A 9,983-nucleotide genomic window follows, 5' to 3' on the forward strand; every position below is an offset into this window, starting at 1 on the left:
GCCGCCCGCCTCGAGCCGCCGGTGCGCGGTGACCGCGGCGGCGGCGGGCAGCTCCTCGGCGACGCGCAGCGTGAGAGCCCCGCGTTCCACGAGCCGGCGCTGGTGGTCCAGAACGGGCGCGGTGTTCCGGAGCAGGTCGACGCGTACCGGCGCCAGGTGCACGCCTCGTGCCCGGGCGGTTGTCACCTCACGGGAAACCCGTCAGCCAGCAGAGTGGCGATGACACCGTTCCAGCTGGACGAGTCGGCGAAGGCTCCGTGCACCAGGAGGATGGTCGGTGTGCCTGGGACGGCAGTGGTGACGCTCATGTCATGGCTCCTTGTCCTGAGCCGGAAGCCCCCGGTGGACGGCCGGCAGCTCGACTGTCCACCGTGCGGTCTGTCACTCGCATCCGTGGGTCGCCTAGTGCCGGACCCGGGGCCGGGCTGCGGTGGCCTCGTGGATCGCCCAGGCGGCGTTGATCAGGCCGATGTGGCTGAATGCCTGCGGGAAGTTGCCGATCAGTTCCCCGTCGGAGACCTCCTCGGCGAGCAGCCCGAGGTCGTTGGCGTAGCGGCTGGCCCGCTCGAACGTCGCCGTGGCCTGCTCCAGCCGTCCCGCCTGGGCCTGGGCCTGGGCCAGCCAGAACGTGCACAGCAGGAAGCTGCCCTCCTCGCCGGCGAGCCCGTCCACACCGGTCGAGGTCCGATAGCGGTAGACCAGGCCCTGGTCGTCCGTCAGCCGGGCGGCGACGGCGTCGATCGTGGACAGCACTCGAGGATCGTCCCCCGGCAGGAACCCGACGATGGGGATCATCAGGGCTGATGCGTCCAGGTCCGATGAACCGAACGACTGGGTGAACGCGCCGACGTCGGGGCTCCATCCCTTCTCGAGGATCGCGGACCTGATCTCGCCGGCGACCGTCCGCCAACGCTCGCTCCTGTCCTCGGCGCGCAGCTGCCCGGCCAGGGCTGCCGCCCGGTCCAGGGCTACCCAGCACATGAGCTTGGAGAAGAGGAAATGGCGGGGCTCGCCGCGCACCTCCCAGATCCCGTTGTCGGGCTGTTCCCACAGGGCGGCAGCCGTGTCGGCGAGGCCGACCAGAAAGTTCCGCGTCGCCGCGGACGGGGTCTTGAGCTGGTGCCGCAGCCGATACGCGGAGGCGAGCAGCTCGCCGTAGACGTCGAGCTGCGGTTGCGTCCAGGCATCGTTGCCGACCCGGACCGGTCGGCTGTCTCGCCAGCCGGAGAGGTGGGGCAGCGTTCGTTCGGTGAGGTCGTGCTCGCCGCCGATGCCGTACATGATCTGCAGCGATCCGCCGGCGCCGTGCGCCGCGGCCGCGGCCATGAACTCGAAGAACTCGTCCGCCTCGTGCGGGCAGGCCGCGACCCACAGGGCGTCCATCGTGAAGCTCGCGTCGCGTACCCAGGAGTAGCGGTAGTCCCAGTTGCGCTCCCCGCCGATCTCCTCGGGGAGCGAGGTGGTCGCCGCGGCCACGATCGCCCCGGACGGCCGGTAGCTCAGCCCCTGCAGCACCCGGCCGGACTGCAGCACCAGGTCGCGCCACGGCCCGTCGTAGGTCTGGTGCTCGGCGGACCAGCCCTGCCAGGCCTCTATCGTCGTCCGCAGGGACGCAGAGATCTGGTCGGGCGTGTACGGCCGGAGCGGCGGGTCGGAAAGGTGTGCGTGCTGCAGGGCGAATCCGACCGTCCGGCCGGCGGCCACGCGTACGGTCGCCCACGCCGCGCCGCCGCCGATGGCCCAGTCGGCGTCCGAGGAGAGCAGGAGCCGGCTCGCGCCGCCGGAGCAGCCCACCGCTCCGTCGACACGGGTCAGCAGCGGGACGATCAGCCCGTACTCGGGTCGGGGCCGTACCAACACCTCGAGCTCGACCACTCCGCTGATCCCGCGGAGACGGCGGACCATCGTGTGCGGTGCGTGTTCGCCGAGCTGGTGCGGGTCCTCCGCGGTGACGTCGGCGGCGTCCTGCCGGGGGTCGGTCACGGCCAGTGCGTCGGTCAGCTCGACCGATCCCGTGGGCGTGGTGAAGACCGTCCGGAGAACCAGCGTGCCGGGCACGTAGCTTCGCTCGACCTCGACGCCATGGTCGGCCGTGCCGTCCGTGGTGGAGGAGCCGGCCGGCCGGATCCGCCATGTCCCGGCCCCGGCATCGAGGAGCCGGCCGAAGACGGACGGGCTGTCGAAGCGCGGGAAGCCCAGCCAGTCGACCGAGCCGTCGCGGCCGACCAGGGCTGCGGAGTGGCGATCCGACAGCAGCCCGTAGTCCGCGATCTCGACCTGGCTCACGGCAGTGTGAGCGGCAGCTTCTGGCCGTCGAGGACCTGCTGGCAGGAGCACTCGTCCTCGGGGAGCGCTGCCACCGTGGCCTCCAGGATCCCCGAGAGCTTGGACACGTTGGCGGCGAACAGCTCCAGCACGGCCTCCTGGGTCACGTGCTCGCCACCTTCGACGCCCGCGTCGGCGTCCGTGACGAGCGCGAGGGTGGTACAGCACAGGGCCAGCTCACGAGCCAGCGCCGTCTCCGGCATCGCAGTCATGTTGACGACGGTCCCGCCGTCGCGGGCGTTGCGTCGCGACTCCGCCCGGGACGAGAACCGGGGTCCCTGGATCACGACCATCGTGCCGCCGTCCACGGCGGGCAGCGGCCCGGCCTGTGCCGCGGCCACGGCGGCGGCGCGACCGCGCGGGCAGTACGGATCGGCGAACGGGACGTGCACCACCGGACCCTCGGCGTCGTAGTACGTGTGCGCGCGGTCCCACGTGCGGTCGATCACCTGGTCCGGCACCACGACGGTCCCCGCGGCCAGCTCCGGCACGAGCCCGCCCACCGCGCACGACGTCACGACCTGCCGGACTCCCAGCGCACGGAGGGCCCAGAGGTTCGCCCGGTACGGGATGCGGTGCGGCGCGAACCGGTGGTCGGCGCCGTGCCGGGGGAGGAACACCACCTCACGTCCACCGAGCACACCACGAGCGGGCGCCTGGGACGGCGGGCCGTAAGGGGTGTCGACGACGACCGGTTCCGTCTCCGTCAGCAGCTCGTACATGCCAGATCCGCCGATGATCCCGATAGGTGCGCTCATGTGCTCCAGGCTAGGGCGGACGGCGGCACCCGGCCGGGTCCGCGGGCCGACCGTCAGCAGACGGTCAGGTTCGGGCGCTCGCGCTCGCCTGGTCGCGGCGGTTGACTCGACAGCGGAGGAGTCGTCGAGGGAACGGAGCGAAGATGCGTGTGCTGGTGACGGGAGGGGCCGGGTTCATCGGCCGGGAGGTGGTCGCGGAGCTGTCCGCGCGGGGGGACGACGTGGTGGTGCTCGATTCGCTGCGCGAGGACGTGCACGGTCCAGCGGCGGTCGCCGACGAGCGCACCGTCGTCGGCGACGTCCGTGACCCGGGAGCGGTGGAACGGGCTCTGACCGGGTGCGACGCCGTGGTGCACCTGGCGGCGAAGGTCGGTCTGGGGGTCTCCCTGGCCGACATCGACGACTATGTGTCCTCGAACGACCTCGGGACCGCGGTGCTGCTGCGTGCCGCGGAGGTGCCCCACATCGTGTACGCCAGCTCCATGGTCGTCTACGGCGAGGGCCGGTACGACTGCCGGGAGCACGGACAGGTCGCGCCGTCGCCGCGTCGCGCGGAAGACCTGGAGGCCGGGCTGTTCGAGCCGCGGTGCCCGGTCTGTTCGGCACCGCTGCGGCCCGGCCTGGTCACCGAGGACGCCCGGCTGGATCCGCGGAACGTCTACGCCGCGACCAAGGCCCACGGCGAGATGCTCCTGGCCGCATGGGCGCGGCAGACCGGCGCCGGTGCCACTGCCCTGCGGTTCCACAACGTCTACGGCCCCGGGATGCCCCGTGACACGCCGTACGCAGGCGTCGCCGCGCTGTTCCGGTCCGCCGTGGAACGCGGCGAGGCGCCAACCGTCCTGGAGGACGGTCAGCAGCGCCGCGACTTCGTCCACGTGACCGACGTCGCACGTGCTGTGGCGGCGGCGGTCGCCCAGCCTCGTACGGCGGGCAGAGTGGTGCCGCTCAACGTCGGGTCCGGGGTGGTGACCACCGTCGGCGAGATGGCGCAGGTCACGTCCAAGCTGCTCGCCGGCCCCGAGCCCGTGGTGACCGGCGGCTACCGGCTCGGTGACGTGCGACACGTCACCGCGTCGAGCGAGGCGGCGGCGCAGGCACTCGGCTGGCGCGCCCGCACAGGACTGGAGGAGGGACTGGCCACCCTGGCCTGAGCCCGGGTGCGTCCTGCCCCCGTCACTCCGCGGCGGGCAGGCGCACCTCCACGTCGCAGCCGGCCCCGGTGCTCCGCACCGACACCTTCCCGCCGTGCTCGTCGACCACCCGGTCGACGAAGGCGAGCCCCAGCCCCGAGCCGCCCGCCTTGCCGCCCTGGAAGCCCGCACGGAACATGTGCGGCACCTCGTCGTCAGGAATCCCGCCGCACGTGTCGCGCACGGACAGGCGGGCGAAGCCGTCCTGGCTCACCACCCCGACCAGCACGCGGCCGCCGGGCCCGCTCGACCGGACCGCGTTCGACACCAGGTTGTCCAGGACGCGGCTCAGCTCGTCCTGGTCACCCCGAACGTGTACGTCACCTGCGACGGACTCGTCGAGCTCCACCCCGTTCTCCGCGGCGGCCGGGCGGGCATGGGCGAGGACGCCCTGAAGCACTGCGGCCATGTCCACCAGGCCCGGCTCGGCCCGGCGGGGCAGGTCGTCCGACCGGGACAGCTCGCCCAGGTCGCCGACCATCCGGGACATCCGGCCCACCGCCGCCTCGATCCCGTCCAGCGCCGTCGCCGGGTCGGGAAAGATGCCGTCGCGCAGCCCGTCGGTCGCCGCGCGGATGCCCGACAACGGAGAGACCAGGTCGTGGCTCACGAAGCCGAGGATCTGCCGCCGCGCGTCCCGGGCTGCACGTTCGGCGGCGCGAGACGCCGAGAGCCGCTCCCGCGTGGCCTCCAGCTCGGCCATCACCGCCGCCAGCTCCGCGGTCTCGGGGGCGGCCACGCCGGAGCGGGACGTACCGGCGCCGGGCACGTCGAGCGCGGGGACCTGCCCGAGCTCCCGGGCACCGTCGACGACGAGCTGGACCTCCCGCGCGACGATCCGGCCCAGCGCCAGGGCCAGCAGGATCTCGAGCACGGACGCCGTGCCGAGCACGAGCCACACCACCGAGGCGTCGTGCGGCGAGATGAACATGGCCGACACGTTGACGGCCAGGGCAGCGACCACCGCCGCGACCGGGAACAGCGCCGCGAGCAGCAGGGCGAGCATCAGCGACCTGCGGCGGGCCGCGCGGATCGCGACCAGCCCCACGACCGCGGCCACGACCGAGCATGCGACGGTGACCAGCACCATGAACTGGACGTCGGTCATCGCACGGTCTCCCGAGGTCCCGGAGCGACTTCCGCGTCGGCGTCCGTCACCAGCGCGTACCCGCTTCCGCGCAGGTTCACGATCAGCTCCGGGCGAGCCGGGTCGTCCTCGAGCTTCTTGCGCAGCCGCCGGATGTGGACCATGACGGTCGAGTCGTCGCCGAACGTCCAGCCCCAGACGCGGCGCAGCAGCTCCCGGCGGCCGAACGGATGGCCCGGGCGCTGGGCCAGGAAGCTCAGCAGCGCGAACTCGCGAGGCGTGAGCTCCACGACCCTGTCCCGGTATCTGGCGGTGCGAGCGGCCCCGTCGAGCTCGAGGCCTCCCGCCTCGAGCCGGACCGGTGCCTGCTGCACGTCGAACGGTCCCCGACGCAGCAGCGCCTCGACGCGCAGCACCAGCTCACGGGCGTCGAACGGCTTGGTCACGTAGTCGTCGGCACCGTGCTCCAGGCCGATCACCCGATCATCGGCGCTGGCCAGACCGGACAGCAAGAGCACCGGGGTGGCATCCCCGTCGTGCCGGCGCCGGGTCAGCATCTCCAGGCCCGAGCTGCCGGGCAGGAGGACGTCCAGGACCACCGCGTCCGGCTGCCACACGCGCCACGTGTGCTCGCCCTCGACGGCGTCGGTGGCGGTACGCGGGTCGTGGCCGGCCTTGGCCAGGTACGCGGCGACGCTCGAGGCGACCAGGGCGTCGTCGTCGACCACGAGAACCTTTGTCATACGGAAACCATATCGAGGGCAGGTCGGCCGGGGCGCCCGCTCGTCCATGTCGGGGCCTCGGCCCGCCGGACGTCAGGTATCGGTCAGGTGCCTCGCCGTGCCCACGCGGCGGCCCGGCGCCTAACGTCAGGATCATGTTGCGGACAGTGGACGTCGTCCTGCCCTGCCTCGACGAGGCCGAGGGCCTCGCATGGTTGCTGCCGCGGCTCCCGGACGGGATGCGGGCGGTGGTCGTGGACAACGGGTCCACCGACGGTTCAGCCGACATCGCGCGCGACCACGGCGCCCTGGTCGTCCATGCCCCGCAGCGCGGCTACGGCGCGGCCTGCTCCGCCGGGCTCGACGCTGCGAGCGCCGACGTCGTCGCGTTCTGCGACGCGGATGCCAGCCTCGACCCGAAGGACCTGACCCGGGTCACCGGACCGGTGCTCTCCGGACACACCGACCTCGTCCTGGGGCGACGGCGCCCGGAGCCGGGCGCGTGGCCGTGGCACCTCCGCCTCGCGAACGCCGAGCTGGCGCGCCGGGTGCGCCGCCGTACCGGCGTGCGCGTCCACGACATCGGGCCGATGCGTGCCGCCCGACGGGAGCCGCTGCGGGCCCTCGGCCTGCGTGACCGACGCAGCGGCTATCCCCTGGAAACGCTGGTGGCGGCCGCCGAGGCCGGCTGGCGTGTCGCAGAGGTCGACGTGCCGTATCGCAGACGGCGCGGCAGGTCGAAGGTGACCGGCACGCCGCTCGGCGCATGGCACGCCGTCCAGGACATGTCGAAGGTGCTGGCATCATGACCGGCACGACATTGCCCCGCACCGTCATGGTGCTGGCCAAGGAGCCGCGGCCCGGCAAGGTCAAGACCCGGCTGATCGGAGACCTGACGGCCGCGGAGGCCGCCGCGCTGGCGCAGGCGGCGCTCGCGGACACGCTGAAGGCGGTCGACGACCTGCCCGGGGTGCGCCGGCTGCTGGTGCTGGACGGCCGGGCGGGCCCCTGGGTCCTCCCGGGCTTCGTCGTGGTTCCGCAGGTCGGCGGTGGTCTGGACCGTCGGATCGCCGCGGCCTTCGACCATGCTCTCGGTCCGCAGGGGTATCCGGGACCCGCGCTGCTGGTCGGCATGGACACGCCGCAGCTCGGTCCGGTCCTGCCGGCGGTGGACTTCGCCGGGCACGACGCGGTGCTCGGGCTCGCCGACGACGGTGGGTACTGGGCAGTCGGTCTGCGGCAAGCGGACCCCGCGCTGTTCCACGGCGTGCCGATGTCCGAACCGGTGACCGGGGAGGCGCAGCTCGCACGGCTGCGGGGAGCGGGGCTCACGGTCCGGCTCCTGCCTACGCTGCGCGACGTCGACACGGTGCGCGACGCAGCCGCCGTGGCCCGGGCGGCGCCCGGGACGCGGTTCGCCCGCACGTGGTCCGGGGTAGCGCACCGGGTGTCGGCCGGAGACGTCGCGGAGGGCCGCGCGTGACTGCTACCGCCTCGCCCGACCCGGTGAGCCCGTTGATCCTCTTCGAGGCGGCACTGAGGGGGTTGCTGGTGACCGCGACACACGTCTCCGACCCCGTGCCGGTGGACGTCGAGGCCTGGACCGCGGAACGGGACGCCGTGGACGAAGCGATCGTCGCGCTGTGCGAGGGGCCGGTGCTGGACGTGGGGTGTGGACCGGGGCGGTTCGCCGCGGCGCTGGCGGCCCGCGGGGTACCCGCGCTCGGTATCGACGTCTCGCATGCGGCGGTGCGCCGGGCGAGGGCCCGCGGTGCCGTGGCGCTGCGGCGTGCCGTCGAGGGGCCGCTCCCGGGGGAGGGGCGTTGGGGGACCGTGCTGCTGGCGGACGGCAACATCGGCATCGGTGGTGATCCGCGCGCCCTGCTGGAGCGCTGCCGCGACCTGGCCCGGCCGGGCGGCCTGTTGCTCGTGGAGGCCGATCCCGACCCCGACACGGACATCTCCGGGCCGTTGGTGCTGCACGCCGAGGACGGACGACGTTCCCGTCCGATGCCGTGGGCGCGTGCGGGCAGCCGGGTGCTGCGGACGCTCGGTGGTGAGCTCGGGATGATCGTCTCGGAGGAGTGGGAGCTGGCCGGCCGGGTGGTGGTCTCGGTGCGCACGCCAGGCGCCGTCGAGCAGGGCTGAGGGCACGTCCGGACGTCCGCCGCGACGGTCCGGACGCGCTCCTTCCCTCAGCGGTTCGCGCTCCAGAGTGCCACGAGCCACACCAGCAGCAGCGTACCGAGCACCATGACGGCTCCCCGAAGGGCGACGCCGGCCCAGACGTTCGCCGGGCCGCTCGCGCGGACCCGTCCCTCGGACCGCGTGCGCACGAGCGCCGGCAGGCGGACCAGCACGAGCCAGCCGAGCACGATCACCAGCGGGGCGATGACGGCGTCGTTCAGCGCCACGGACCCGGCCAGCCAGATGCCCCAGGGCAGCCACCACTGCGCCGGGATCGAGGTGAGCGCCAACCAGGCCCACCAGCCCATGCAGGCGACGCCGGCCATGACCAGCACCCGGCGCGTCCACGTCGCCGCGCTCACGTCGGGTTCCCGACGACGAGGCGCGAGACCCACTTGGTCTGCAGCACCCCCGGACGGTTGGGCGCGATGATCCGCGCGGGGAAGCCGTGGTCCAGGTCGAGGTCCTCCCCGGCCAGGGTGAGGGCCAGGAGGGTGTCGTCGTGGGCGACGTAGGCACCCGGCAGGTCGGAGGTCGAGTAGAAGGTACCCGCGGGTTGCAGGCTCACCACGTGGACGGGGTCGTCGGGCTGCCCGCCGGACAGGGTCGCGAGGTCCCGTATCCGGACGCCGGTCCACCGCGCCGTGGCGCTCCAGCCCTCCACGCAGGCGATCGGCAGCACCGCCTCGTGCTGGCTCATGGCCAGCAGGTCCGCGCGCGTCAGGTGCGTGGTCCCGCCGGGCCCGACCAGCTCCAGCGCCCAGTCCGGGTCGGTCGCCAGCTCCTCGACCCGCGCGGCCCTCGCCGTCTTGTTGACGGCCAGGCCCTGCGGACCGTCGAGCGGGTCGCGTGGTGCCAGCAGGGCGATGGCGCGCAGCGGGGTGACGGTCTGTCCCACCGTCAGTGCCGTGACGAACAGGGCGGCGACGGCCACCGACCCGAGGAACCCGCGTCGGGTCGTGCCGTCCCCGGTCGTGCCGTCGGCGGTGTCACCGTTCGGCGGGCTGTCAGGGCCGGGGCGGGCGGCGTCGAGGTCGCGGGCGCCGGCAGCGAGGGACCGGACCACCACCGGGAGCTTGATCCCCACGTGCACCAGGGCCGCTCCGAACGCGAGCCAGGCCGTGGCGTAGTGGACGGTCGTGAAGCTGAAACCGAAGACGTAGAGCTTGAAGACGTTCAGGATGCCGGTCACGACCTGGAAGACGGTCGACGCCACGAGCACGCCTACCGACGCGCGCTCGAGCGCGTGCTTCCATCCGGTGACCGGGGGCCGGACGAAGAACTGCGGGTAGACCGTGTAGAGCTTGGCGAGGACCAGGGGCAGGCTGGCGAAGCCCACCGCGACGTGCAGGCCCTGGTTGAGCCGGTAGGCCCAGGCCGGTTCCGGTCCGAAGGGCAGCCACGAGACGGGGTGCTGGTGCAGGTGCGAGACCAAGCCGGTGACGAACAGGATCAGGATCGCCCCACCGAGGTACACGCCCAGGCGGGCGACCACCCGTTGGTCGTGCACCGGCGACCGGAAGTCGCTCGGTTCGGGTAGTCGTAGCCACGCCGGACGGATGTCGGACAACGGACGTCTCACCATGGTGACTCCAGGATCGTGTTGAGCAGGACGGCCAGGCCGCCCTGGGCCCACAGCCAGGACGCGGGCAGAGCGGTCGGCCGGCCGCGGGCGACGTCCGGCAGGGCCGCCGCGGGGCCCTCTCCAGCC

11 protein-coding genes and 1 pseudogene are annotated in these 9,983 nt (G+C 73.3%); 4 read left to right on the top strand and 8 right to left on the bottom strand.

Annotated features, from left to right (window positions below):
- The 4 genes and pseudogenes from PROKR_RS36915 to PROKR_RS12110 all read right to left on the bottom strand — a co-directional run.
- Window positions 1-186 (bottom strand): annotated as a pseudogene (locus tag PROKR_RS36915) (NADP-dependent oxidoreductase); the annotation flags it as partial.
- Window positions 183-308 carry an alpha/beta fold hydrolase gene (locus PROKR_RS37840; RefSeq protein WP_281171702.1) on the bottom strand — a complete coding sequence of 42 codons (126 nt, stop codon included), beginning with the start codon at window positions 306-308 and terminating at the stop codon, window positions 183-185. The gene PROKR_RS37840 and the pseudogene PROKR_RS36915, both read right to left, overlap by 4 nt.
- A 94-nt stretch (window positions 309-402) precedes the next feature.
- On the bottom strand, window positions 403-2,286 hold the full coding sequence (locus tag PROKR_RS12105) for a glycoside hydrolase family 15 protein (RefSeq protein WP_036963507.1): 1,884 nt from the start codon (window positions 2,284-2,286) through the stop codon (window positions 403-405).
- Window positions 2,283-3,083 (bottom strand): S-methyl-5'-thioadenosine phosphorylase, encoded by an 801-nt coding sequence (locus tag PROKR_RS12110; protein ID WP_036963509.1) that lies wholly within the window; start codon window positions 3,081-3,083, stop codon window positions 2,283-2,285. The genes PROKR_RS12105 and PROKR_RS12110 overlap by 4 nt, the downstream gene beginning before the upstream one ends.
- Window positions 3,084-3,226: 143 nt before the next feature.
- Between PROKR_RS12110 and PROKR_RS12115 the strand changes: the two genes are divergently transcribed.
- Window positions 3,227-4,237, top strand: coding sequence for an NAD-dependent epimerase/dehydratase family protein (locus tag PROKR_RS12115; RefSeq protein ID WP_036963511.1), 1,011 nt, complete (start codon window positions 3,227-3,229; stop codon window positions 4,235-4,237).
- A 22-nt stretch (window positions 4,238-4,259) separates the two neighbouring features.
- On the opposite strand, the gene PROKR_RS12120 is transcribed toward PROKR_RS12115, so the two are convergent.
- Window positions 4,260-5,384: a sensor histidine kinase gene (locus PROKR_RS12120; RefSeq protein WP_051432918.1), complete on the bottom strand. Its 1,125-nt coding sequence runs from the start codon at window positions 5,382-5,384 to the stop codon at window positions 4,260-4,262.
- Window positions 5,381-6,106: a response regulator transcription factor gene (locus tag PROKR_RS12125; RefSeq protein WP_036963512.1), complete on the bottom strand. Its 726-nt coding sequence runs from the start codon at window positions 6,104-6,106 to the stop codon at window positions 5,381-5,383. The genes PROKR_RS12120 and PROKR_RS12125 overlap by 4 nt, the downstream gene beginning before the upstream one ends.
- A gap of 134 nt (window positions 6,107-6,240) precedes the next feature.
- Here PROKR_RS12125 and PROKR_RS12130 point away from each other — a divergent pair, with 134 nt between their 5' ends.
- The 3 genes from PROKR_RS12130 to PROKR_RS36920 are packed head-to-tail and all read left to right on the top strand — an operon-like array spanning window position 6,241 to window position 8,233.
- Complete coding sequence (locus tag PROKR_RS12130; protein ID WP_036963514.1) at window positions 6,241-6,894, top strand: glycosyltransferase family 2 protein; 654 nt, start codon at window positions 6,241-6,243, stop codon at window positions 6,892-6,894.
- Window positions 6,891-7,568 carry a TIGR04282 family arsenosugar biosynthesis glycosyltransferase gene (locus PROKR_RS12135; protein ID WP_051432919.1) on the top strand — a complete coding sequence of 226 codons (678 nt, stop codon included), beginning with the start codon at window positions 6,891-6,893 and terminating at the stop codon, window positions 7,566-7,568. Before PROKR_RS12130 ends, PROKR_RS12135 begins: the two co-directional genes overlap by 4 nt.
- A complete protein-coding gene (locus PROKR_RS36920; RefSeq protein ID WP_245605801.1) occupies window positions 7,565-8,233 on the top strand; it encodes a class I SAM-dependent methyltransferase in 669 nt (222 codons plus the stop codon). The genes PROKR_RS12135 and PROKR_RS36920 overlap by 4 nt, the downstream gene beginning before the upstream one ends.
- A 47-nt stretch (window positions 8,234-8,280) precedes the next feature.
- Here PROKR_RS36920 and PROKR_RS12145 read toward each other — a convergent pair whose 3' ends face one another.
- Together PROKR_RS12145 and PROKR_RS12150 are read right to left on the bottom strand one after the other, a co-directional pair.
- Window positions 8,281-8,634, bottom strand: coding sequence for a hypothetical protein (locus PROKR_RS12145; RefSeq protein WP_157602030.1), 354 nt, complete (start codon window positions 8,632-8,634; stop codon window positions 8,281-8,283).
- Window positions 8,631-9,782, bottom strand: coding sequence for a molybdopterin-dependent oxidoreductase (locus PROKR_RS12150; protein ID WP_036963518.1), 1,152 nt, complete (start codon window positions 9,780-9,782; stop codon window positions 8,631-8,633). The genes PROKR_RS12145 and PROKR_RS12150 overlap by 4 nt, the downstream gene beginning before the upstream one ends.
- Between the last annotated feature and the right edge of the window lie 201 nt (window positions 9,783-9,983).

Source organism: Promicromonospora kroppenstedtii DSM 19349, assembly GCF_000515355.1.
In the GTDB taxonomy this organism is placed as follows: domain Bacteria; phylum Actinomycetota; class Actinomycetes; order Actinomycetales; family Cellulomonadaceae; genus Promicromonospora; species Promicromonospora kroppenstedtii.

Bases quoted from the DNA above. Each gene is read 5' to 3' on its own strand.
- PROKR_RS12120 (WP_051432918.1), bottom strand. From the start codon at position 5,384: ATGACCGACGTCCAGTTCATGGTGCTGGTCACCGTCGCATGCTCGGTC.
- PROKR_RS12130 (WP_036963514.1), top strand. From the start codon at position 6,241: ATGTTGCGGACAGTGGACGTCGTCCTGCCCTGCCTCGACGAGGCCGAG.
- PROKR_RS12135 (WP_051432919.1), top strand. From the start codon at position 6,891: ATGACCGGCACGACATTGCCCCGCACCGTCATGGTGCTGGCCAAGGAG.
- PROKR_RS12125 (WP_036963512.1), bottom strand. From the start codon at position 6,106: ATGACAAAGGTTCTCGTGGTCGACGACGACGCCCTGGTCGCCTCGAGC.
- PROKR_RS12110 (WP_036963509.1), bottom strand. From the start codon at position 3,083: ATGAGCGCACCTATCGGGATCATCGGCGGATCTGGCATGTACGAGCTG.
- PROKR_RS12115 (WP_036963511.1), top strand. From the start codon at position 3,227: ATGCGTGTGCTGGTGACGGGAGGGGCCGGGTTCATCGGCCGGGAGGTG.
- PROKR_RS37840 (WP_281171702.1), bottom strand. From the start codon at position 308: ATGAGCGTCACCACTGCCGTCCCAGGCACACCGACCATCCTCCTGGTG.